This window comes from Lacticaseibacillus zeae DSM 20178 = KCTC 3804, assembly GCF_000260435.1.
GTDB classification, from domain to species: domain Bacteria; phylum Bacillota; class Bacilli; order Lactobacillales; family Lactobacillaceae; genus Lacticaseibacillus; species Lacticaseibacillus zeae.
Genome location: NZ_BACQ01000043.1, coordinates 1 through 22,643, shown reverse-complemented (window position 1 = coordinate 22,643; position 22,643 = coordinate 1). Strand labels below are relative to the sequence as shown.

Annotated in this window: 23 protein-coding genes and 3 pseudogenes; 24 read left to right on the top strand and 2 right to left on the bottom strand. The window is 50.2% G+C overall.

What is annotated here, in order from left to right; all coding sequences use genetic code 11:
- Positions 1–264: 264 nt before the first annotated feature.
- Positions 265–1,023 (bottom strand): hypothetical protein, encoded by a 759-nt coding sequence (locus GSO_RS08835; protein ID WP_010491228.1) that lies wholly within the window; start codon positions 1,021–1,023, stop codon positions 265–267.
- A gap of 85 nt (positions 1,024–1,108) precedes the next feature.
- Here GSO_RS08835 and GSO_RS08830 point away from each other — a divergent pair, with 85 nt between their 5' ends.
- Positions 1,109–1,750, top strand: coding sequence for an SMI1/KNR4 family protein (locus GSO_RS08830; protein WP_010491226.1), 642 nt, complete (start codon positions 1,109–1,111; stop codon positions 1,748–1,750).
- Between the two features lie 11 nt (positions 1,751–1,761).
- On the opposite strand, the gene GSO_RS08825 is transcribed toward GSO_RS08830, so the two are convergent.
- Positions 1,762–2,439: a DUF2238 domain-containing protein gene (locus GSO_RS08825; RefSeq protein WP_010491224.1), complete on the bottom strand. Its 678-nt coding sequence runs from the start codon at positions 2,437–2,439 to the stop codon at positions 1,762–1,764.
- 95 nt (positions 2,440–2,534) lie between these two features.
- Here GSO_RS08825 and GSO_RS08820 point away from each other — a divergent pair, with 95 nt between their 5' ends.
- From GSO_RS08820 to GSO_RS08695, 23 genes and pseudogenes are all read left to right on the top strand, one after another.
- Positions 2,535–2,963, top strand: coding sequence for a hypothetical protein (locus GSO_RS08820; protein WP_010491222.1), 429 nt, complete (start codon positions 2,535–2,537; stop codon positions 2,961–2,963).
- A 680-nt stretch (positions 2,964–3,643) separates the two neighbouring features.
- Positions 3,644–7,450 (top strand): annotated as a pseudogene (locus GSO_RS18565) (SpaA isopeptide-forming pilin-related protein).
- Between the two features lies 1 nt (position 7,451).
- Positions 7,452–7,694, top strand: a complete 243-nt coding sequence (locus GSO_RS08795; protein WP_010491217.1) for a hypothetical protein — start codon at positions 7,452–7,454, stop codon at positions 7,692–7,694.
- A gap of 41 nt (positions 7,695–7,735) precedes the next feature.
- Entirely contained in the window at positions 7,736–8,059 is a 324-nt protein-coding gene (locus GSO_RS08790) for a DUF961 family protein (protein WP_010491215.1), read from the top strand.
- Positions 8,060–8,076: 17 nt separating this feature from the next.
- On the top strand, positions 8,077–8,448 hold the full coding sequence (locus GSO_RS08785; RefSeq protein ID WP_010491213.1) for a YdcP family protein: 372 nt from the start codon (positions 8,077–8,079) through the stop codon (positions 8,446–8,448).
- A gap of 77 nt (positions 8,449–8,525) precedes the next feature.
- Complete coding sequence (locus GSO_RS08780) at positions 8,526–8,789, top strand: hypothetical protein (RefSeq protein WP_010491211.1); 264 nt, start codon at positions 8,526–8,528, stop codon at positions 8,787–8,789.
- A 4-nt stretch (positions 8,790–8,793) separates the two neighbouring features.
- Positions 8,794–9,039: a hypothetical protein gene (locus tag GSO_RS08775; RefSeq protein WP_225047811.1), complete on the top strand. Its 246-nt coding sequence runs from the start codon at positions 8,794–8,796 to the stop codon at positions 9,037–9,039.
- A gap of 34 nt (positions 9,040–9,073) precedes the next feature.
- Positions 9,074–9,322, top strand: a complete 249-nt coding sequence (locus tag GSO_RS08770) for a hypothetical protein (protein WP_010491207.1) — start codon at positions 9,074–9,076, stop codon at positions 9,320–9,322.
- A gap of 19 nt (positions 9,323–9,341) precedes the next feature.
- The gene (locus GSO_RS08765; protein ID WP_010491205.1) at positions 9,342–9,629 is read left to right on the top strand and encodes a hypothetical protein; all 288 of its coding nucleotides are present in this window, start codon (positions 9,342–9,344) and stop codon (positions 9,627–9,629) included.
- Positions 9,626–10,993, top strand: coding sequence for an FtsK/SpoIIIE domain-containing protein (locus GSO_RS08760; protein WP_010491204.1), 1,368 nt, complete (start codon positions 9,626–9,628; stop codon positions 10,991–10,993). The genes GSO_RS08765 and GSO_RS08760 overlap by 4 nt, the downstream gene beginning before the upstream one ends.
- 10 nt (positions 10,994–11,003) lie before the next feature.
- Positions 11,004–11,279 carry a hypothetical protein gene (locus GSO_RS08755; RefSeq protein WP_010491202.1) on the top strand — a complete coding sequence of 92 codons (276 nt, stop codon included), beginning with the start codon at positions 11,004–11,006 and terminating at the stop codon, positions 11,277–11,279.
- Positions 11,276–11,536 carry a hypothetical protein gene (locus GSO_RS08750; protein WP_010491200.1) on the top strand — a complete coding sequence of 87 codons (261 nt, stop codon included), beginning with the start codon at positions 11,276–11,278 and terminating at the stop codon, positions 11,534–11,536. The genes GSO_RS08755 and GSO_RS08750 overlap by 4 nt, the downstream gene beginning before the upstream one ends.
- Before the next feature lie 315 nt (positions 11,537–11,851).
- Positions 11,852–13,042, top strand: coding sequence for an XRE family transcriptional regulator (locus GSO_RS08745; RefSeq protein WP_010491198.1), 1,191 nt, complete (start codon positions 11,852–11,854; stop codon positions 13,040–13,042).
- The gene (locus GSO_RS08740; RefSeq protein ID WP_010491196.1) at positions 13,032–13,358 is read left to right on the top strand and encodes a hypothetical protein; all 327 of its coding nucleotides are present in this window, start codon (positions 13,032–13,034) and stop codon (positions 13,356–13,358) included. The genes GSO_RS08745 and GSO_RS08740 overlap by 11 nt, the downstream gene beginning before the upstream one ends.
- Positions 13,359–13,488: 130 nt before the next feature.
- Positions 13,489–14,223: pseudogene (locus GSO_RS18560) on the top strand (DNA-methyltransferase).
- 98 nt (positions 14,224–14,321) lie between these two features.
- Positions 14,322–14,543 (top strand): hypothetical protein, encoded by a 222-nt coding sequence (locus tag GSO_RS08730; protein ID WP_003606383.1) that lies wholly within the window; start codon positions 14,322–14,324, stop codon positions 14,541–14,543.
- A 3-nt stretch (positions 14,544–14,546) separates the two neighbouring features.
- Positions 14,547–15,044, top strand: a complete 498-nt coding sequence (locus GSO_RS08725; RefSeq protein WP_010491187.1) for an antirestriction protein ArdA — start codon at positions 14,547–14,549, stop codon at positions 15,042–15,044.
- A gap of 61 nt (positions 15,045–15,105) precedes the next feature.
- The gene (locus tag GSO_RS08720) at positions 15,106–15,498 is read left to right on the top strand and encodes a conjugal transfer protein (protein ID WP_010491186.1); all 393 of its coding nucleotides are present in this window, start codon (positions 15,106–15,108) and stop codon (positions 15,496–15,498) included.
- Positions 15,482–17,947 (top strand): conjugal transfer ATPase TcpF, encoded by a 2,466-nt coding sequence (gene tcpF / locus GSO_RS08715; protein ID WP_010491185.1) that lies wholly within the window; start codon positions 15,482–15,484, stop codon positions 17,945–17,947. Before GSO_RS08720 ends, tcpF begins: the two co-directional genes overlap by 17 nt.
- Positions 17,934–20,026, top strand: a pseudogene (locus tag GSO_RS15815) (CD3337/EF1877 family mobilome membrane protein). The gene tcpF and the pseudogene GSO_RS15815 overlap by 14 nt, the downstream one beginning before the upstream one ends.
- The gene (locus GSO_RS08705) at positions 20,023–21,018 is read left to right on the top strand and encodes a bifunctional lytic transglycosylase/C40 family peptidase (protein ID WP_010491182.1); all 996 of its coding nucleotides are present in this window, start codon (positions 20,023–20,025) and stop codon (positions 21,016–21,018) included. The pseudogene GSO_RS15815 and the gene GSO_RS08705 overlap by 4 nt, the downstream one beginning before the upstream one ends.
- A gap of 9 nt (positions 21,019–21,027) precedes the next feature.
- Positions 21,028–21,561 carry a hypothetical protein gene (locus tag GSO_RS08700; RefSeq protein ID WP_029345564.1) on the top strand — a complete coding sequence of 178 codons (534 nt, stop codon included), beginning with the start codon at positions 21,028–21,030 and terminating at the stop codon, positions 21,559–21,561.
- On the top strand, positions 21,558–22,481 hold the full coding sequence (locus GSO_RS08695; RefSeq protein WP_010491181.1) for a conjugal transfer protein: 924 nt from the start codon (positions 21,558–21,560) through the stop codon (positions 22,479–22,481). Before GSO_RS08700 ends, GSO_RS08695 begins: the two co-directional genes overlap by 4 nt.
- Positions 22,482–22,643 lie beyond the last annotated feature (162 nt).

Below are 22,643 nucleotides of genomic sequence, written 5' to 3'. Positions count from 1 at the left end.
GCGACCAAGGTCCTTATGTGCAGGTTTCTGGCCCAGCGAACGCGTTTCAACAAGAGCGTGAACCAGCACGGTTAGAAACCGGAATGTAAGTGGCCTCGGGCGTGATGGCCGCTCTTTGGCCATTGCGATCAAGGTCCTTACACGCAGACTCCTGCGCCGGCGAACGCGTTTCAACATACAGAAAAAAGGCTAAATCCACCTTTTTCCAGTCAAACATATTCATTATAAGCACGAAACTGCCCTTTTGCAGGCAGTTTCTCAAAGTTACGCTTTTTTAGCAGTTTCAGTCGGCACCATCTGCCACTGATTTTTCTGGCGCATCAAGACCAATTTACCAAGCTTCCGAACGGCATTGTCAGGAAACGCGTTATCCGGAATAAACCGATTGCTTGGCTCCAGTAACGGAATCCTGATTTGTTCACGGGAAAACCGCACATTGCGAAAATCAAAAAGCACCCCATCCTCCATTAATGGGAATAGCTGGGTATAGGCTTCATCTGACAAAGGCGAAAAGTGTTGCTGCCTCAACCGTAACCAAAACGGCTGCTCGTTGGCAATGCGTCGCAAATATTTGTTAATCGCTGCGGCCAAAAAGGCTTCAAACAACGCCTCATGCCGCAAATACATGTTCACCATGCCATTACGCAACGGCAAGTAAACCAATTCATTTTGTAGTTTATAATAAAAAGGTGAACTGAGATGCGTTTTGACATGGCCTAAGTATAGCAGTTCTGCAATCTCGTTAGGGGTCAGTTCCTGCAAAAAACGCGGACGGGCATAATCTAACCAGCAACGAGTCTGACCCTCTTTACTTCGCAGAAACTCACGCACTTGATCCCGTCCGTTAATAATATTAAACCAAGTATGTGGATCAATCTGTTCCTGTTCGTTAATCGGTGGCAATAACAGCAAATGACTTGGGATTTTTTGCTGACTGTTCAGCAAATCACTTGCCGAAATACCATAAGTCAAAAATAAATGTGCCAACGGTTCGTGATGAACATAAATCATTGCGTTTCGCATGATTAAAACCCCTTATAACTCCCACAACCATTATACGACTTTCAGCGGCATTCTTGACCTTCCAATCAAAAAAGGAGTTCTGCACATGTTACCCTGGCCAAACAAGATCCCACAACCTAATTTACCAACAATTCCGCATACTGACCTCATACCTTCGACTTATTTTTCCACGATTAAAACCGGTTGCCTGCCAAAAAGATGGTGGTTGCCAACTTCGGAACCAACCAGTGATGGCCTGGACGGTGTTGGTATTCACGCCTTCGCAACACCGGGAGCCGCCATCACTGCAGACGATCTACCAGCAGACTTTTTGCCTTTCGCTCATACCGGTCATCAATACTTCGGCTTTGATCTGAGTCATGACCCGCGACGGATTCGTTACATTGATACCGAAGTCGACCAATGGCTCACTGTTGCACCGGATTTTGATACGTTCCTCAAACAGTTGCAGCCACACCCTGTCCGTTTGCCTGAACTGCCCGTCGAGCCACAAGTCTTTGGCCACATGGCGGTCATTGCTACCGCCGATGACTGGCCGGCTTTATTCGACCATGCGCGGACGTTCATGACCGGCGCGGAAATTGGCCCGTGGCTCATTTGGCTGGCAACTTCGGCTGACTCAGCCAAACGTCAGGCCGCTGCCGAAGAATATCATTTTCTTAGCCGTTATCAGCCAAACTTTCTGACGCCGAATACAACAATCGAATTGCGAAAATTGTTGTCCTGAGTTATTTTCCCTCATTCTCGCGTGCCGCGATCTTCAGGTTGGAATGTAAACGTATCTAACCACCGCAAGTCGCGTTTAATCCCAAAATACCCAAACAAAGCCAAGCCTAGCGAGCCAAAGAAGTCCATGAACAAATCGCCCATGGTATCCATCAACGCAGCCCGACCGCGCAGCAACACGCCGCCTGCCGCCATATACCGTTGCATATTCATGCCCAGCAAGCCGTCAAACGTAAATTCATAAAATTCCCACAAAACGCCGATGGTCGTACCAAATGCGAGTGCAAATAACGCCATCAACAATGGGCTCGTCGTCGCTAAGCGTTTTGCCGGTGTCAACGCAGCAAAAATGGCAAAGCCCAATCCCGCTAACATGGCTGCACTGAAGAGATGCTCGAACTTGTCCCAATATGGCACGCTGTAGCACTGCAACCCCGTGCCTAACAAAACGCTCAACAAAATAAAGATTTCAAATAAGTAAATCAAAAGCGGCGGAAAGCGAAAATGCCACCAGTGTTCCATTAACCTAGGCAGACTGACAATTAAGATTCCTGACGCAACTTGGGCCAGCAACATTGCCTGTCCATGGAATAATGGCCGCCCACTTATGAAAAGCCCGCCGACAATCAGCAGGTAAAGCAGATCGCCACCAATATTTAACCAATATAAAAAATTCGATCGTTTAGTCATGACGTTTCCTCTTTTCCTCAAGGGTTCTAGGCATCGATGCAATTATTATATTTTTGTAAGCGCTTGGTGTAGACTCAGTTTTAGGAGGTGGTCCCATGCCAATCAAAACGTTGCCTGAAGATCAACTGGTCGCCATGAGTCAGACCGTCGTCAAAGAAGTCGCCAAAGCGTTTGCCTTCCCTTATTATGTCAATGATTTAACGCATGACGCAAATTTTGACACCGATCACACTGCAACCAAGCTCGAATTCGAACTCACGCTGCTAAATGATCCCGACCCTGATCGCACGATTAGTTTTTACAGTGATGCGGATGCTGACCCGATTATGGGTGGTGCCGCATCGGCGCAAGTCGTTGTAGCAGCCGGCATCACATTTATTTATCTGAATGACGGATATAAAGATTCTTATCTCATTATTATTCACGATGGCAAAGTCGTTCAAAACCTCAAGCTAGAACAACAAATTCTATCAGGCCCTGAAGTCGAGGACTTGATCGAGCACGTCATTCCCAACGCCAAATAAGTCTAAGAAGACAAAATCGAAAGTGGCCAAGTCTGGCTGCTTTTTATTATTGCTTACTAATATTGGCAGCCCGAGGCACCGCTAGCACAAGACCAGACATGGGTTGGTGCCATTTTTTCCAATAAAAAAACCACCATAACGGTGGAAAAGTTTGGGGGAACTTTTTTGGGAGCGTAAGTTAATGTGTAAGCCTAAGGCAGAAATACCTCCGCCTCATTGACATCAGTATAACAACTTCTTAACGACTCCGTGATTCCATTTTCGACAAGTTATCCCTTTAATTAATAAATCGACTTATATTATTATAAGTTATAGATAACAAAAAAGCAGCCCAAGAGGACTGCTTTTTGTTATTATTTCTTATCCAAGCCGTATTTTATACGACTTTTTCTCAAAAGTTCTCAAAAAGTCATATGGAATAAGGCTTCACGAAGTTTATTGTCAGCGTCAACTTTCAAATTTTCTCAACAAGTTGCAGTGAATGCGTACAAATTCTCGTACACGAAAAATGTGGCGTAAGACCCTCTAGCTGACAAACTCCTAAGCACACAGGCATAACACCAGTAAATAAAGGTCACCATTGATTGCTACTCGTATATATAGAAGCAAATGAAGTCATTTCGACATTTCATTTGCTTTTTTCATACCCAATTTTCAATGAATGGAGACTAACAACTATGATGAAAACAGCCAGACGATCCGCTGTGATTGTCGCATTGGTATCGTTGTTCGTCCAGCTCTTTATCCCGGTCTCAATGGCGCTTGCTGCCAGCATGAACAATACTAAGGTGGCAGACTGGCGCAACACCTGGCACCTGCATTTATTCAATGGCTTACATTGGACAGACGAAGGTATGTGGATGAAAAAGGTGGACGGCAAAGTTGCCTTCTGTGTGGAGCACGGGGTCGATCTCGACATGAGCGGCTCCGGTTACAACCCCAGCACCTACTCCGACAGTAAGAAAGACCAGCTAGCCAAGATTGCTTACTATGGTTACTACCAGAACCCAACCAACCGCAACTACGCCGTGACCCAGATGATTATTTGGGAAACGCTCGGCGATTCGTTGCTCACCACACCGAACAAGACCTATCAATCTGAAAAGAAAGCGATTCTCGATAAGGTCGCCGCGCATGATTGCAAGCCATCTTTCAACGGCAAGCAAATCACCCTCGCAGTTGGCGATTCAATCACCTTGACTGACACCAACGGACGGCTTGCGGCTTTCGCCCAGCAAACGGCAAACACCGCAAACCTCAAGATTACCAAGTCCGGCAACAAGCTCACGCTGACGGCCACTGCCCAGTCGAAGGAATCCGGCAAGGTGGCTTACGCGATTGCGAAAGCCGCTGACGTGGGTACCTCTTTTGTCTACACGAAAGGCTCACAACAAAAGCTCGTCAACTTCAAGCTCTCCAACAACGGCGAATTTAGCCTGCCAATCAAGGTCAACTTGAACGGCAATGTGAAGGCCAGGAAAGTTGATGCCGACACCAACCGAGCACTTCCTGGTGCCAAGCTCAAGTTTGAATACAATGGCACCACCAAGGAAGTCACGACTGGCACTGACGGCTGTGCCGCTTTGAACGGAATCAAAGCAGGTACCAAAATCAAGATCAGCGAGGTCACTGCTCCTAACGGCTACGTCATAAGGGCGAACTCAAAGAAATCACCATCGAACCCAGGAAGACCGTTGAAGTTGTTCTCGGCAACAAGGAGCAGCTAGGAAACGTGACCCTCGCCAAGATTGGTAAAGAGTTTGGCAGCGACATGTTTAATGCCTACTACTCATTGAACGACGCTGTCTATGGGATCTACACCAGCACCGGTACACGAGTTGGCGCGATTACCACTGACGGCAACGGCAAGGGAATCTTGCAGAACCTCAAGCTCGGTAGCTACTACGCACTGGAAGAAAAAGCTCCTGCTGGCTACGTTCTGAATACGACTAAGCTGCCATTTGAATTGAAGTATGCTGGGCAAACTGTCGCGGTCACTACTGCTCACGTCGATACGGCCGATCAAGAACAACGTGGTACTGCCACCATCGAAAAAGTTGATGCCGTTACCGGTAAGCAGCCACAAGGCGCTGCCAGCCTTAACGGCGCTGTCTACGAACTCTACCGCGCAGCCGATGACAAGCTCGTTAAGTCAGTGACGACTGCCAATAATTCAGCGTCCGTTTCCGGTTTGGAACTGGACGATTACTACTGCAAGAAGTGAAGTCGCCGATTGGCTACATGCTTGATCCACAAAAGTACACTTTTAAGCTGGCTTACGCTGGTCAAAACGTCACGACTGCAACTGCTACCACAACGGTCAAGGAACAAGTCATTACTGGTGACCTCGACCTGATCAAGTACGGGAACTACGACTGGTCAACTCAAGGTAAAGGCACTAAGCCGGTCATGCTCAAGGACACCCAGTTCACTGTAACCAGCAAGACTACCGGTAAGGTTGTTCGTACCGGTCTCACCGATACCCAAGGCTACGTAAAGTTCACGGATCTGCCTTACGACACCTACACCGTCACTGAAACCAAGACCCCAACAGGCTACAACGGGATCAAGCCATTCACAGTCGTTGTTGACGGCACCCAAAAGTCCCAGCATTACACTATTGAAAACAAGGTGATCGAAGAAAAACCGCGTGTAGTCAAAGTCGATACCGAAACTGGTAAGACCGGGCTGCGCGCTGGTGCAATCTTCCGGATTAAGAACCTTCAAACCAACAAGTATGAAGTCCAGCCAACTGCCGGCAAGACCGGTACGACTGATAAGCTCGCGACCGACAACTCCGGCGAGTTGATTACCTCCGAAGCGCTCGGCTACGGCAAGTACCAACTCGAAGAAGTTCAAGCTCCAGAAGGCTATGTACTGGCTAAGGAACCAGCCAAGCTCACCATCGACGGCAGCCATAAGGACGGCATCGTGGTCATCAAATTCGTTGACCTCTCCCAAAAGGGTGTCGCCACCTTGACCAAGACCGGGGCTACCCCAGTCGCCGTCGAAAAGGTTGAAACTGAATACGGTGACCAGTACAAGTTCAAGTACGACTACACCGCCTTAGCGGGTGCCGAATTTGAATTTCGTGCTGCCGAAGACATCACAACGGCTGACGGAACAACTCGCGCACACAAGGGTGACGTGGTTGCTACTGGCACCACTGACGCTCAAGGGCAGATTCAGACCCCGGAGCTGTACCTTGGCAAGTACACTGCAACTGAAATCTCTGCGCCAACCGGGTTCATCATGAACCCTGATCCAATTGCTTTTGACCTCAAGTATGCCGGGCAAGCAGTACGGTAACCGCCACCTCACTTGAAGCCAAGAACGACTTCCAGCAACTCGACATCACGCTCAATAAGCAGGAAGAAAGCATCTCGGGCTGGAAGGACAATCTCCCTGAAATCAAGAACGTCGCGGCGAACGGTCAAGTCTTCGGCTTATTCACGCAAGGCGAAACCACGATCGGCGATACTGTAATTCCATCTGAATCGCTCGTCGCCACCACGACGGTCAAAGACGGGAAGGCTGAATTTGGCGCGATCCAGTTGCCAGAAGGCTACTACTACGTCAAGGAACTTGATGCTGGTGAGAAGCACGACTTAAACACCACGATGTACGGCTTTCACTTCCACACCACCGATAACGAGAAGATCAAACACATCGACCTCAATGACAGCAAGGTGATCAACAACAAGCTCCATGAAAACGAACTGTCACTCAAGAAGATCAATGAAGTTGCCACGCTGGTTTCGGGTAAAGGCTACTCCTACGCGATAACCGGTAACGCTGCTGGTGCGATTTTTGAACTGCTCGACGCTGATAAAAAGGTCATTCAGACCATCACGGTTGGTAAGGATTCCATCGGTTCCATCAAGCACCTACCAGTCGGCACCTTCTATCTCCGAGAATCCAAGCCTTCTGCCACCAACCTTGTGCTCTCTAAGGAAACCCTCAAGCTCGTGTCTACAAAAGACGGCGTAACTGTCTTTGATAGCAAGGATAAGCAGATTGGCGAGACAAAAGCTGATACCAAGAAACCAACTATCGCCTTTGAACTGACCAACGAGTTGATCAAGGACACGGGCGAACTGACCAAGACCGACGTTTCTACTGGGAAGCGGCTGCCAAACACCAGCATCCGCATTCTGGACGAAAACGGCAAGACGGTTGTATCTGGTCGCACTGACAAGAACGGGGTCTTCTCCTTTGGCAATCTGCCTGCTGGCAAGTACAGCTTCCAAGAATACGATGCACCAAAGGGCTACGAAATTAGCGAAGCCCTCGTGCCATTCGAAATCACTAAGAACGGTGAAATCGTGAAGGCCGTCATGACCGACAAGCAGACACCTAAGCCTGGCCTCCCGCAAACCGGTAACGCGACGTCTGGCTGGCTCATCGTCATCGGTATGGTACTGCTGCTCGGCGTCCTCGCTGCAACGGTTGTGATCAGTGGTGCCAAGAAGAAAGACGGCAAGTAGCATGCGCATTTCTTCTATCAATATGTACCCCGATCCCGGTGGCGACGTGCTGCTTGACGGCGACATCGTACTGGATCATGTACTCATCTTGAAAAACGTGAAACTTATCGAAGGTCAGTATCGCTGGTATATCCAGTTCCCACGATACGCGGATGGCCGCACCGTTCACCCAATCTCCAAATCATTTTACGATTATCTACTTCAACAATTAACCGAATACTATCACCAAGCCACAGCCGAGTAGCCCCACTACCCGGCTTTTTGAATACGAAAGGAAGGCACAACATGGAACTCAAATTTGTTGCACCAAACATTGAAAAGACGTTCGGCCACCTGTATTTCGGTTCGCTCAAGCGCGAACTGTCAGAAGGTGATCGCGACAATCGCAAGGTTGTCTCTCGCATTTACGAGTTGTTCTCCGACTTGCAGCGTAGCGACAACATCGAGATCAGCATTCCAGCGAAGAAAGGTGACAAGGCCGAAAGCATTGAAGTTGATGCGCCAGTCACCATCATCAAACCGCGCATTGCGACCATTGGCTACCGGATTGGTGAACAAGCCTTTGTGCGCTATATCTGCAATGCCGACGATATTGTCCCAGTCAAATAAAGAAAAGAGGAACTCACATGCGATTAGCAGAAGGCATCGTTATCGACTTAGAAGAAACCTTTGGCGTCTTGAAATTCTCCGGCCAGCGCCGCGAACGCTTCGTGCAAGACGAAGACGGCAATCGTACTGACGACGTGAAGGAACGCACCTATGACTTGAAGTCCATGAAACAGGGAATGATGATTCAGGTTTCCATTCCGGCCGAAGCTGGAATCAAAGACTTCAAGTACAACCAGATTGTTACTTTGGTGGACCCAGTGATCGACACCGTGGCAAACGCGAACTTCAACCGCGTTGAAACTTCGTGGTACATGAAAGCCAAGGATCTCGTGATTGCCACCGCACCGGTCAAGCCGCAGGAGAAGCCAAATACCAATGACAAGAAATAGCTGCTCATTGCTCCACTCCTCGCGCGCGCCGCCCACTGTGACGGTTGCTTACCACTAACGAAAGGAGTTGATCCCTGATGATGACTTCCACATTGACCGTAGTTGGTCGTGAAGTGTTCATCGACGACTATAACGAAGAAATCGACACCGACTACCGCCTTGACCCCGACGAGATCCTGCAAGACATGATGGAACTCATGGAAGAAAGCCCTGAATCCTACCAACACCTGCATATCGACAGCGAACAGACCAACGACGGCACGAATAAGCTGTTCTCGTTCACTTCATACGAGGGTGAAGATGGCTTACGGCTCTCGTATCTGGGCGTCAGCGATGAATGAGGATGTGAGATTGATTCAACCACAAAATTTTGAAATCACCGAATTCATCGAAGACTACATCAGACTTGTCAGAACGGATGGCGTTCTCCCAAGCGCTGATTTTTTACGGGAATTGGTCGCTGATGCCGCAGCACAGGCAATGGACGGTCAATTCATTATCTGGGTTGATGACAACATGATTGATGACGAACCAAAGGAATTCATTTTCAACTTGCTTGAAGACACCGTGATTTATATGGGTGTGGATTGAATTTCGTATTATCACAAATGAAAGGAGCTCGAAAATGTCCGCAATGAATATCGACGGATTCTTGGAAGACTATCCCGCGCTAGTTGACCCTGATTTCCATGATCCTAGCCCGGACGCTTTGATTGACATGGTGCTAATGGCTGCCGAACAGGCAACTGGTGGCGAACCGTTTTCCATCTGGGTAGACGGCGAATGTACCCGCGATCACGAATCCAAAGAATTCAGCTTTAATATCGACACCGAAGACCGACAACCCGCTATCAAATATATTGGCGTCAAGTAACGCCCAAAGGAGAATTTCTATGAATGATCAAGTAACCCTCGCCAACCTGGACGACTTTCAACTTCACTACGAACACATCGCTGACTTTGACAACGGAGCATCACCCACTGGTGACGTCATCATCAACTTAATCGACGCAGCTAATCACGCGATTCAAGCTGGCATGAATGCTTGTGATTTGATTTTAGCCAGCGAGCAGTGTGCGAAACCCGAAGCCTACCTTCAAGGAGCACGCTTTAGTTTCAACGTTTCAAGTAGCCCACTTGGCCTCGTAATTGGCTACGACGGCGTAAATATTGACGAATGAAATTCACGTATCGCGGTACACGGGTCTATCCGCGTCAACGCAACCTACTCTACAACACGGCCATGACCGTTGTGGTTGGCTTGTGGGTAACTGGCGCTGCCATTGCCTATTGGCCGCTGCTAAGACAAATCAACTGGAAATTCTTTAGTTGGCCGAACGTGGCGGTCTTGCCTTGGTCATGGCTGCCGCTGATTATTAACAGTTTATGCACAGCGCTACTATTTGGTGCTGGCTTGTGGGCATATCGAACTTGGTTTGCGGATTCCTACAAGCAGATGGAACACCGCCAAAAACTCGCCCGCATGATCATGGAGAACAAGTGGTACCAAACTGACCAGTCGAACAGTGAGAGTTTCTTCAAAGACTTAGGTTCAACGCGTACCAAAGGGAAAATCTCGCACTTTCCCAAAATCTACTATCGGCTCAAGGACGGGCTGATCCACGTTTCCGTTGAAATCGTCATGTCTTCCTATCAAGATCAGCTCCTTCACTTGGAAAAGAAGCTAGAAGCTGGTCTTTACTGTGAGCTGGTAGACAAGATCCTGCACGATTCTTATGTCGAGTACACCTTGCTTTACGACACAATCGGCAAGCGTATCACCATTGCTGACGTGACCTGTGAACATGGCTCCATGCAGCTCATGGAAACGGTGGCTTGGCACTATGATGCGCTGCCCCACATGCTGATTGCTGGTGGTACGGGCGGTGGTAAGACCTACTTTATTTTGACGCTAATTGAAGCGTTGCTGAAAGACGGTGCCCAGCTCACCATTCTTGACCCGAAAAACGCTGACCTCGCCGATTTGGCTGACGTGATGACAGGAGTCTATTCCAAGAAGGAAGCCATGCTTGGCGCAGTAGAAGCCTTCTACCAAGAAATGATGCGCCGCAATGATGAGATGAAGCAAATGCCCGGCTACAAGACGGGTGAGAATTACGCCTATCTTGGCTTACCAGCTCACTTCTTGATTTTTGACGAATATGTTGCTTTTATGGACGCCTTGGGACGCAATGCCATGCAAGTCATGTCCAAGCTCAAACAGATCGTCATGCTTGGCCGTCAAGCTGGCTTCTTCCTCGTGTTGGCCTGCCAACGCCCTGACGCCAAATATCTCGGCGACGGGATCAGAGATCAGTTCATGTTCCGCGTTGCGCTTGGGCGCATGAGTGAGTTGGGCTATTCCATGATGTTCGGCGAAACCAACAAAGACTTTTTTCAAAAGCCAATCAAGGGACGCGGCTATGTGGACACTGGCGGCAGCGTCATCTCTGAATTTTACACACCACTAGTACCACGCGGCTATGATTTTCTCACCGAAATCGGTGCCGCAGCTAATACCGTTCCTGCAACCCCAATAGAATAGGAGGTGCCAAATGAGTACTGATGTCAAAATCGAAAACCGCGCGCAATTCCTCAACGACTTTCACGAGAACGTGCCTTTCCAATCTGCTGAGGACGCGGAAGATCAACTTGAATGGATGGCAATGCACGCCCACGAGTACCCAGACTCACGAATCTGGATGGGCGCTCCTGGTGGACTGACGGCTGATCGTTTTCCGAAGCGTTTTTGGTTCAATGTCACCACTGGCGACGACGGTGGCTTGACCATGACGTACACCAACGTCGCAGATGAAGGTTATGAAGAATGATTACACCACAGTTTAGAAACAAGATGCAGTTTACAGAAGACTACGCCAATACAATCAAAGCCGGGACAATGAGTGATGCCGAAGACGCCTTAATGGAGCTTTGCGACTACATTGAACCCTGGGAAGACGGCGTTCACTGGCTAGAATTGACCGCTGATCGCACCGTATCGGGCAAACCCGTGTATTTCTGGTTCACGGCTGATATTTCTGGCGACGGCATGGTTCTCACTTACCATGACTGGGCGCACCATTACTAATCGGCTGCATGTCGGCACCAAAACAAAACCTTTGAAAGGAGCAAGTCAATGACTACCCAATCTGTTCAGCAAGGCTGCACCCTGCCGCCACGCGCGGCGTGCAGCGCGAAAGCCGCAAGCGTGAGTGGCAGCGGTCGGCGTCAGCCGACCGCTTACCCCCAGTACTCTAACAGGGGGGTATTAAATACAACGTCTGTGCCTGAACACGGGGTAGAAATGTTGACATGACGGCGTTCATACGAAAATTAGCAAATTGTGGATGGCACCGCCAATCCACAATTTTTATTTATCAAGAAAGGAGTGAGCCATTCGGACATGGAAGAATGGACAGACGCGGTTAGATCCCGCCGAAAAAAACTGGGACTGACCCAAGTACAGGTTGCCCGCCGGTTAGGCGTTACCTCGCATCATTTTAGCCAAATTGAAAGTGGCCGGACTAGCCCTAGTGCATCGCTGCAAATGGAAATCGACCGGCTGCTCAAGAACTGGAACGATGAACCAGAACTAACGCTAATGTTTGACTACATGCGTGTACGGTTCCCGACACATGACGCCAAGACTGTGATCACCAAGATTCTCGGTCTGACCCCGGAACACCTGATATTTGAGGAACATGGCTTCTACGGCTATTCGGCTATGTATATCTTCTCCAACATTCAGGTCATGGTGGCACCGGTCGGCTCCAACCTCGGCACATTGGTTGAGATGAAAGGCCAAGGGTGCCGCGAGTTTGAGGGGATTCTGCTTAGCCACGGTGAGAACTGGTACGACTACTTCTTACGGGTCGATGAAGCTGGTGGCATTTTCAAACGAGTTGATATTGCGATTAACGACATGGTTGGCCTGCTGAATATCCCCGAACTGGTCGATAAGTGTCTGAACAACGAGTGCATCTCCGTCATGCGATCGTTCCAAGGGCTGCAATCAGGAAAGCTCGTGGATCTCGACGAGGTTGGCCGAGGCAATACGCTGTACGTCGGCACGATGAAAAGCGACGTGTATTTCTGCATCTACGAAAAGGCTGCTGAACAAGCGGCCAAGCGCGGCATCTCGATTGCCGATACCCCAATCATCAACCGATTTGAGATTCGTTTGAAAAACGAGCGGGCAATTAAGGCGATTGAGAACATGCTGATAACCCGTGACGCTGAAAAGGTTGCGTTTGGTATCATCACCCGCTATATGCGCTTCGTGGATGAAGTCCCGGACAAAAGCCGCTTGAAGTGGCCGGTCAACGAACGTTGGGCATACTTCCTTGGCAAAGGACGCCAGCCGATTCGCTTAACCACCGATCCCCAGCCCTTTGACCTGAACAAGACCAAGGCGTGGCTCCAAAAGCAAGTCATGCCAACGCTCAAAGTCATCAAAGAAATCGACAACTACTTTGGCACCACTGACTTGCAGCTCATGATCAAGGACGCCGAGCTGACCGACAAACACCTCAAGCTGATTGAACAACAGACTGTTGGTAGCGAAGAGCTAGGAGGTGACATGTTTGGTCAATGACGTGCTGGCTTCCCACCCGCTGCGCGGTAAAGCATTCAAGGACTGTGTGCTGAACGTGTACGTCTACAAGGCAGCACTAGTCGGTGTCGTCGAACACAAGAAGTACCGGCGCATCTGTGACATGAATAGTTTTGGATTCACGGCACAAGACTATATCGCTTGGCGGCACCAGCAACAAGAACACCCGGCGGCGCTAATTGGCCGCGATGGACGTGCCTTAAACTACGGCGAGTTACGCCGACTGCTTTATCAGACAGCCGAAGATTCAGGCTGGCCGGTCTTCGCTACACCGGTGGAAGACCTATTTTTCGATTAACCAACTCGGTCGCGATTGACCGTGACAAAACAATCGCAATTCAAAAAGGAGTGATGGTCACAAATTCAACTAAAGGACTATCACCGCAATCAAACTAGACGTCATCTACAATCGCGAGTGTCTGGAAGGCATGGCGGACTTACCGACATCCTCCATCGACATGATCCTGTGCGACTTGCCGTATGGCACCACAGCCAACGCTTGGGACAAGGTGATCCCGTTTGAATACCTCTGGGGTCAATACGAACGGCTCATCAAACCCCAAGGCGCGATTGTGCTAACCGCAACTAAACGTTTCTCTGCGGACTTAGTGCAATCAAACCCAGCCTTGTATCGCTACAAGTGGGTCTGGATCAAGAATACCGTCACCAACTTCGTCAATGCTAAGAACCGCCCGCTATCCCGGTTCGAGGAGATTCTCGTCTTCTCAAAAGCGGGCACGGCCAATTTTGGCAACTCTCCTGATACCAAAGGCATGAACTACTTCCCCCAAGGGCTGCTCCCCTATAACAAAACCGTCAACTCGCGTAAGTACGAGAACTCAAATCAGTTACACCCGCGGAATGCGCCCGACACGTAAACGCAAGAGTGGACTAACTACCCGTCTGACGTACTCAACTACAAGTCTGATCGCACCGGCTGGCACCCGACACAAAAGCCCGTCGATCTTTTTGCCCACCTCATCAAGACTTACACCCAGCCGGGCGAAATCGTTCTGGATAATTGTATGGGGTCTGGCACCACCGCGATTGCCACAATGGACACTGACCGCCATTTCATCGGCTATGAAATTAGCGAAGAATACTGGCGGCGCGCCCTTGACCGCATCAAGCACCACCACGCAACCCAAACTGAACTATTCTGATTCGTCACTCATGAGCCGGTCGCCGCTGACCGCGCCAAAACAGCGGTAATCTCGAAGGGAGCCCCGGTCACAAAACTAAAAATCAAAGGATGATTATTATGAATTTCGGACAAAACTTGTTTAACTGGTTCACCTCCAACGCCCAGAGCTTGGTGCTGATGGCGATTGCCATTATCGGTGTTTACCTTGGCTTCAAGCGAGAATTCTCTAAGCTCATCGGTTTTCTGGTCATTGCGATTATCGCAGTGGGGCTGGTGTTCAACACTGCTGGGGTCAAGGACGTACTGTTGAATCTGTTCAACCGCGTCATGGGAGCCTAGCCGATGGACGACATCAAAGTCTTTATTTCCAATCTTGGCAAGTATAACGAGGGCGAGATTGTCGGCGCATGGTTCACGCCACCAATCAACAACGAAGAACTCGCAGAAAAATTAGGACTGAATGACCAGTACGAAGAATACATGGTTCAGGACTACGAAGGCCCCGTTGTCTTTAGTGAGTATTCAACGATTGGCGAGATCAACGAAGCTGCCGCATCCGTCGAAGCGTTGAAAGGCACCGATATTTACGCAGCTATCAAAGAGCTTATTGGCGAATGGTACGACAACGTGATCGAACTCGCCGCACACAAGGATAACATTGCCTGTTATCACGTTGCGAACATGACTGAGTTGGCCGAAGAACTGGCTGACGAAGGCTGGTTCGGCGACATTCCGCCACAAGTTGAAAACTATATCGACTATGCCAAGGTCGGTCGTGACCTCGAAATTGAAGGAGCTTTCGTTGAAACACCTCATGGCATCTACCAATTATTAGACTAACTCTCTGGGCTGGCGCTGCAAAAGGCGTCAGCCTTTTTATCTCACCATGAAAGGAGATCACATGAAGAAAGTCAGATCCTACACCAGCATCTGGTCGGTCGAAAAGGTGTTGTACGCCATCAATGACCTGCAACTACCGTTCCCGATCACATTTACGCAAATGACGTGGTTCATCGTCAGTCTGTTTGCGGTCATGTTGCTGGGCGACTTGCCGCCACTATCATCCATTGACGGCGCGTTTCTCAAGTATGTTGGCATTCCGGCCGGGCTAACGTGGTTCATGAGCCAAAAGACCTTCGACAACAAGAAGCCAATGGGATTCTTGCGGTCGGTGATCAACTATGCCATTACCCCGAAGCTCACCTATGCTGGTAAACCTGTGAAGTCGCAGAAAGAGAAACAAACCGCTGCTGTGACCTACGTCTGGAGGTACCACAATGAAATTTCCGATTAAGTATATCGAAGACAATCTCGTCTGGAACACTGACGGCGAGTGCTACGCCTATTTTGAACTGATTCCGTACAACTACTCGTTTCTAAGTCCCGAACAGAAGCAACAAGTCCATGAGAACTTCCGCCAACTAATCTCCCAGAATCGTGATGGCAAGCTCCATTTATTGCAGCTTGCCACCGAAGCCAGTGTTCGGGACACTCTCGACCGCTCGAAGAAGTTGGTCAAGGGGTCGCTGAAAGACATCGCCTTCCAGCACATCGACGGCCAAGCGGAAGCATTGACCGAAAACGTCGGTAACAACCAAGTGGACTACCGCTTCTTTATCGGCTTTAAGCTGTTGCTGAACGACGCTGAGGTTACCGCCAAGTCCATCTTCAAGGATATGTCCTTGGGTATTCGGGACTTCTTCGCCGAGTTCAACACAACGTTTGCTGGTGACTTCTTCACCATGAACAATGCGGAGGTGGAACGTTACGCCAAGTCCGCTAAGTTCCTTGCCGAAAAAATTGGTCGCCGGTTCAAAGTTCGTCTGCTCGATAAGAACGACTTCGGCTACTTGTTGGAGCACTTATACGGCATGACGGGGCAAGATTACGACGACTATGAATACCACTTGCCCCGCAAGAAGTCCAAGCGCGACACAATTCTCAAGCGATATGACCTGATCAAGCCAACACGCTCACTGATTGAGCAGCACCAACGCTCGATCAAGATCACCCACGGACTGGATAGTAGTTACGTGACGTACCTGACGCTTTCCGACATTGTTGGTGAATTGGAGTTTCCCGGCAGTGAAATTTTTTATTTCCAACAAAGCCAGTTCGACTTTCCAATCGACACCAGCTTAAACGTTGAAATCGTGACGAACAAGAAGGCGCTGACCAAGGTACGCAACAAGAAGAAGGAACTCAAGGACTTGGATGAACACGCCTACCAGTCCGGCAACGAAACGACACGCGGCGTCAGCGACGCTTTAGATTCGGTCGATGAACTTGAAAGCAATCTTGATCAGACCAAAGACGCGATGTACAAAATCAGCTACGTCATTCGCGTGGCCGGGCGATCCGAGGACGAAATGAAGCGCCGCGCCGATCAGCTACTCGACTTCTACGACAGCCTTAACATCAAACTTGTGCGACCATTCGGCGACATGCTGGGGCTACACAGTGAGTTTATCCCTGCCTCGAAGCGCTACATCAACGATTATATCCAATATGTGACCAGAGACTTCATCGCCTCACTGGGCTTTGGCGCGACGCAATCGCTCGGCGAAAAGGAAGGTATCTACATTGGCTACAACGTGGACACTGGACGAAACGTCTACTTGCAACCAGATATTGCCGCGCAAGGTATCAAGGGGACTGTCACCAATGCCTTATCCGCCGCTTTTCTTGGTAGCTTGGGTGGTGGGAAGTCCTTCTCTAACAATTTGCTTGTCTACTACGCCGTCCTTTACGGAGCGCAGGCACTGATTCTTGACCCGAAGTCGGAACGTACCGGCTGGGCAAAGAACCTCGACTTTATGGAAGATCAAATCAACATCGTCAATCTGACCAGTGAGGAACAAAACCGTGGACTGCTTGATCCTTATATCATCTTGTCTAACTTGAAGGATTCTGAATCGCTAGCCGTTGATACGCTGAGCTTCCTCACTGGCATCTCAAGCCGTGATGCCGACCGCTTCCCGACGCTACGCAAGGCAATCCGGGCAGTAACACAGGCGCCCGAACCGGGACTGTTGAAAGTCATTGACGAACTCCGCCGCGAAGACACGCCTATTGCGCGCAACATTGCCGATCATATCGAATCCTTCACGGATTACGACTTTGCGGCATTGCTGTTCTCTGACGGGACGGCACGGCGGACAATCGCCCTTGACCGCAAGATCAACATCGTGCAGATTGCAGACTTGGTGCTTCCAGACGCTGATAAGACGCAGGAAGAATACATCACTGCGGAAATGCTGTCCGTTGCCATGCTCATGATCATCAGTACGTTCGCAATCGATTTCATTCACCAAGACCGCGCTCAATTCAAGATCGTGGACTTGGACGAAGCCTGGGCTTTCTTGAACGTGGCGCAGGGTAAGGCGTTGTCCATGAAATTGATTCGTGAAGGTCGTTCGATGAACGCCGGGGTCTACCTCGTCACTCAAAATGCGGACGACTTACTCGACGAAAAGATGAAAAACAATATCGCCCAGAAGTTTGCTTTCCGTAGTACCGACATCACGGAAATCAAGAACACGCTGAACTTCTTTGGCCTTGATGCCGAAGACGAAGGCAATCAGAATCGGCTCCGGTCGCTCGATAATGGGGAGTGCTTGTTCCAAGACATCTGGGGGCACGTCGGCGTGCTGCACTTCGACTATATCTTTGAACACCTACACCACGCCTTTGACACTCGGCCACCGAAACCCGTGGAGGTGATCGCTGATGACGAAAGCTAACCGTCGGCGGCTACTGCTGTTCCTCGGTGTTGTCGCGGCATTCATGTTAGTGCTAATGCTCGCTGGCGGTCAACCGGTACACGCTGCGGGATTGGTTGACGATCAGTCTGGCGGCTCTAACGAGTATTCCAAGTACCCGTTGTCGCACTACCAGCTCGACTACTTCGTCGATACGAGTTGGGACTGGCTCCCGTGGAACTGGGGCGATGGCATCGGTAAGTCTGTGAGCTATGGCCTGTATGCCATCACCAACTTCTTGTGGACACTCTCGGTCTACCTGTCAAACGCTGCGGGTTATCTGATTCAGCAAGCCTACTCGCTGGACTTCATCAAAGATACGTCTGACGCGATTGGGAAGAACATGCAGCTCTTGGCTGGAGTGTCAAAGGACGGCTTCACTACTGACGGCTTTTACCCCGGCTTACTCTCATGATTACGCTGGTAGTCGGCATCTATGTCGCCTACACCGGTATCAACAAACGCGAGACCTCCAAAGCCATCTCGGCAATCGTCAACTTTGTGGTGATCTTCATCACGTCAGCCAGCTTCATCGCCTACGCCCCGGACTACGTGAGCAAAATCAATGAGTTCAGTTCAGACATCAGCACCAGCGCGCTCAACACTGGCTCCAAGATGATTATGGGCACTGATACAGCCACCGATAAATCAGGCGTCGACGCGATCCGTGACACTCTGTTTGAAATTCAGGTGAAGCAGCCGTGGACACTTTTGCAGTTTGGCGACAGCGACGCTGATACCGTTGGCAAGGATCGCGTAAACACGTTAATGAAAACCGACCCGTTTGGCGACAAAGGCAAAACCCGTACCGACGTGGTCAAGGCTGAAATTGAAGACAACGATAACGAGAATCTCTCGCCAACTATGACGATCAATCGCCTTGGTACCACGACCTTTGTTGTCCTGTTCAACATGGCGATCACCTTGTTTGTCTTCTTCCTGACGGCAATGATGCTGTTCAGCCAGATACTCTTTATCATCTATGCGACGTTCTTACCGGTGTCGTTCTTACTCGCTATGCTGCCGTCCTTTAACGGATTGATGAAGCAGAACATTATGAAGCTTTTTAACACCATCATGACACGAGTTGGCGTGACGCTGGTGATCACGATGGCGTTCTCGCTATCGGCAATGGTCTACGGATTATCGGCCACCTCACCGTTCTTCCTCGTGGCCTTCCTGCAAGTTACCATCTTCGCCGGTATCTGGATGAAGCTCGGCGACCTGATGGGCATGATGCAGCTACACAGCTCTGACGCCCAGCAAGGCGCACAACGCTTCTCGCGTCGTGGGAACCGCATGCTACGACAGTTCGTCGGTAGTGCCATGGGTGGCGCAATGGCCGGACGCTTCCTGTCGCGGGGCTATGGCAAGGGGCGTGGAACACCACAGCTCCCGACAGGAACGCAACGCGAACAGACTGCGGACGCTACCAAACCGCAACAACCCAAGAAGCCACGCAGCCAACGACTGGGTGAGAAACTTGCCGATGTATCTGATGTCGGCAACAAGCTCAAGGACAAGACTGAACGTGGCCTTGATCAGGTGAAGGACGCACCAACCAACGTTTTATATGGTCTGCATCGTGGTAAGCAACTGACTAAGGAGGCCGCCGAAACTGCGAAGGACAGCTTCAAGGGGCGGCGTGAGGCCAATCAGCAGGAACGCGACAAACAGCTTGAGCAGCGGCGTAAGCAAATGCAAGAACGCAAGCTCGCGATCAAGCCTAAAGCTGATCCTGAAAAGCCAAAACCAACGGCTACCAAGCCGCCGGTTGAACCAACTCGTAAGCCAACAACTGCCACCCCTCCCAAGCCAAAGCCCGAACAAGCTGATACCAGTGGGCAACCTAAGCGTGCTGCCACGAAGCCAACATCAACTCGGCCTCCACGTCCAGCCACGAAGCCGCAAGCAGAACCCACCATCACACCACACCAAGAACTCACTCCGTCAACGGATAGACCCAAGAAGCCACTGACCCTCGTTTCCGAAAAGCCAGCCAAGCCGCGCAACCCAAAGCCACAGCGGATCAAAAAGGCTAAGGGGCATAAGAAGCGATGAAACTCTGGCGCTGGTTAGCGCTTGCCGCACTCCCAATACTGTTGATTGGCGGTCTGTTTTTTGCAGTCATCGCCTCTGATGATGACGAAGACCAGCCCGCCTCTGCGATCACAGCCGACGCGATGAACTTATCCGCTGAAGTCTATAAGCATAAGCTGACAGTCGAAAAGTATTGCGAGGAGTTCGGTATCCCCGACCAGGCGATGGTGATACTCGCCATCATGCAGGTTGAATCAGGTGGTAAGGGTGGCGACGTGATGCAAGCTAGTGAATCGCTGGGACTACCAGTCAATACACTAGATACCGAAGCGTCCATCAAGCAAGGCGTGAAGTATTTCGCGTCGCTACTGAAAAGCATGAAGGCTGCGGGCGTAGATCTCAACACTGCGATTCAAAGCTATAACTACGGTGGCGGCTTTATTGATTACGTTGCGAAGCACGGCAAAAAGTACACGCTGGAACTGGCAACCGCGTTTGCCAAAGAGAAGTCTGGGGGTAAGAAAGTCACCTACACCAACGCAGTAGCCAAAGACGGTTGGCGTTATGCCTACGGGAACATGTACTACGTGTCGGTCATCTCGCAATACCTTGTCACAGGTGGTGCGAAGTTCGACGACAAAACGGTGCAAGCCATCATGGACGAAGCGCTCAAATATCAAGGCACTCGTTATGTGTTCGGCGGCTCAACGCCAACAACGGGCTTCGACTGTTCCGGGCTAACCAGTTGGTGTTACAGCAAAGCCGGGATCAAACTCCCCCGCACCGCACAAGCACAATACGACGCCACGGCACACCTGAACATCAAAGCCGCCAAACCCGGCGACTTAGTGTTCTTCCACTCAACCTATGACACTGCCGACTACGTGACCCACGTTGGTATCTATGTCGGCGGCATGAAAATGTACAATGCCGGCGACCCGCTTGGCTATGCCGACCTGAACTCAAGTTACTGGCAAGCCCACCTGATCGGCGCCGGGCGTGTGAAGAAGTAGGTGAAGACAATGGATCAAAACGGTATCGGTTATTTTGACTGGATGGATCTCATCATTAACACCTACGACGACGCACTGCAAAAGGCGCACGTCGATCTCAAATTTGGTGACAATCGCGCACTACGCAACAAGGAACTCGACTTTGCGTCAAGCGAATGGGAACGCATCAAGTTCTTCAAACAACGCCTGCCCAACATCGACGACCTCTGCCACGTCCTCGACCGCTTTGTTGACCGAATGCCAGAGATGGAGTATGGGCACCGACGCGAGTATCGCCTCGCTGTCGCGCATGAAGTGGCCGTTGATCGATGGCTCAAGGGCAAGGTGTTTGCACCAGAAGACCGTAAGTATATCCTCGACCGCGAACGCTACTTGGCCGAAGAATACTTCAACAACGACCGTGAACTCGGTCAGTATATCGAAACCGACTATGAGGGCTACAAGCGAATCTCACTACAACGCCTGTTCGTGCGTTTTCTCGATATTTACGATGACTTTTACCGCTGCTATGAAAAAAGAAAGGACAAGGTGAACAAACCTTGAATAAAGATCAAAATCAAAAGAAAGGCTGGTTCAAGAAACAGCCAGCCGTCCCAAAGCCGCCTAAGATCAGACATCGCGGCTTGCGTCGTCCGGTCACGCTGCTTTGCTGGGCGGTATTGATCGGTAGCACCAGCTTCGGCGTCTACAAGAACATGACCGCTATCGACACCCACACGGTGCATGAAGTCCAAGTGATCAAGACCAAGGTGATCGACACGCACGCCTTGGCGACATTCACTACCGACTTCGCTAAGCTCTACTACTCGTGGCAGCCGAGCCACGAAGCCCTCGATCAGCGGCAGAAAGCCTTGCAGCCGTATCTTGTGGAACAACTGCAATCGCTGAACGCGGATACGGTGCGGAGCGATATTTCCACCACAGCCACAGTGAGTGAGGTCAAGGTCTGGGAAGTGAGCAAGACAGTCAAAGACACGTTCCGCGTACTATTTACGGTGAAGCAATACCTCACCAAGGGCAAAGACAAGAAGTCAGTGACCAGCACCTACACCATCAACGTCATGCAAAATGACAACGGCGATATGGTGGTCACCAAGAACCCAACCGTCGCTGCGGAACCAGCAACAGCTCGAATCAAGTTACCAGACACCCAATCTGATAACACGGTAGCTAGCACCACTGCCGATGACGTAACTAAGTTTCTCAAGACGTTCTTCGCCTTGTACCCGAAAAGCGATCGCAATGAACTCAAATATTATGTCAAAAACGGCACGCGACCAATCGAACGCAACCTTAAGTTCGTGGAACTTCTAGATCCGGTCTTTAAGAAGACTAAGAACAGCCTGACCGTCACCTTATCAGTGAAGTATCTCGACACTGACAATGATATGAGCCAAGTCTCGCAATACACCCTGACCCTATCCAAGCAAAGCAACAATTGGTTTATCACTGACGGTATCTGACAAAAGACCCGACACGGCCTCCACGCAAGCATGCGCATGGGTCGTGCCGGGTCTTGTCGTTATTCTGCTTGCGTAGCATTGTCACGGGCGCGGACTTTACGGGGTCTAGAATTTTTGGTGTTGGTAGTAATCAACACTGGAGATGCTAGACCCTTTTTAGAT

Excerpts from the sequence above, each read along its gene's own strand:
- GSO_RS08835 (WP_010491228.1), bottom strand. The coding sequence starts at position 1,023 with ATGCGAAACGCAATGATTTATGTTCATCACGAACCGTTGGCACATTTA.
- GSO_RS08830 (WP_010491226.1), top strand. The coding sequence starts at position 1,109 with ATGTTACCCTGGCCAAACAAGATCCCACAACCTAATTTACCAACAATT.
- GSO_RS08825 (WP_010491224.1), bottom strand. The coding sequence starts at position 2,439 with ATGACTAAACGATCGAATTTTTTATATTGGTTAAATATTGGTGGCGAT.
- GSO_RS08820 (WP_010491222.1), top strand. The coding sequence starts at position 2,535 with ATGCCAATCAAAACGTTGCCTGAAGATCAACTGGTCGCCATGAGTCAG.
- GSO_RS08795 (WP_010491217.1), top strand. The coding sequence starts at position 7,452 with ATGCGCATTTCTTCTATCAATATGTACCCCGATCCCGGTGGCGACGTG.
- GSO_RS08790 (WP_010491215.1), top strand. The coding sequence starts at position 7,736 with ATGGAACTCAAATTTGTTGCACCAAACATTGAAAAGACGTTCGGCCAC.
- GSO_RS08785 (WP_010491213.1), top strand. The coding sequence starts at position 8,077 with ATGCGATTAGCAGAAGGCATCGTTATCGACTTAGAAGAAACCTTTGGC.
- GSO_RS08780 (WP_010491211.1), top strand. The coding sequence starts at position 8,526 with ATGATGACTTCCACATTGACCGTAGTTGGTCGTGAAGTGTTCATCGAC.
- GSO_RS08770 (WP_010491207.1), top strand. The coding sequence starts at position 9,074 with ATGTCCGCAATGAATATCGACGGATTCTTGGAAGACTATCCCGCGCTA.
- GSO_RS08765 (WP_010491205.1), top strand. The coding sequence starts at position 9,342 with ATGAATGATCAAGTAACCCTCGCCAACCTGGACGACTTTCAACTTCAC.
- GSO_RS08760 (WP_010491204.1), top strand. The coding sequence starts at position 9,626 with ATGAAATTCACGTATCGCGGTACACGGGTCTATCCGCGTCAACGCAAC.
- GSO_RS08755 (WP_010491202.1), top strand. The coding sequence starts at position 11,004 with ATGAGTACTGATGTCAAAATCGAAAACCGCGCGCAATTCCTCAACGAC.
- GSO_RS08750 (WP_010491200.1), top strand. The coding sequence starts at position 11,276 with ATGATTACACCACAGTTTAGAAACAAGATGCAGTTTACAGAAGACTAC.
- GSO_RS08745 (WP_010491198.1), top strand. The coding sequence starts at position 11,852 with ATGGAAGAATGGACAGACGCGGTTAGATCCCGCCGAAAAAAACTGGGA.
- GSO_RS08730 (WP_003606383.1), top strand. The coding sequence starts at position 14,322 with ATGAATTTCGGACAAAACTTGTTTAACTGGTTCACCTCCAACGCCCAG.
- GSO_RS08725 (WP_010491187.1), top strand. The coding sequence starts at position 14,547 with ATGGACGACATCAAAGTCTTTATTTCCAATCTTGGCAAGTATAACGAG.
- GSO_RS08720 (WP_010491186.1), top strand. The coding sequence starts at position 15,106 with ATGAAGAAAGTCAGATCCTACACCAGCATCTGGTCGGTCGAAAAGGTG.
- tcpF (WP_010491185.1), top strand. The coding sequence starts at position 15,482 with ATGAAATTTCCGATTAAGTATATCGAAGACAATCTCGTCTGGAACACT.
- GSO_RS08705 (WP_010491182.1), top strand. The coding sequence starts at position 20,023 with ATGAAACTCTGGCGCTGGTTAGCGCTTGCCGCACTCCCAATACTGTTG.
- GSO_RS08700 (WP_029345564.1), top strand. The coding sequence starts at position 21,028 with ATGGATCAAAACGGTATCGGTTATTTTGACTGGATGGATCTCATCATT.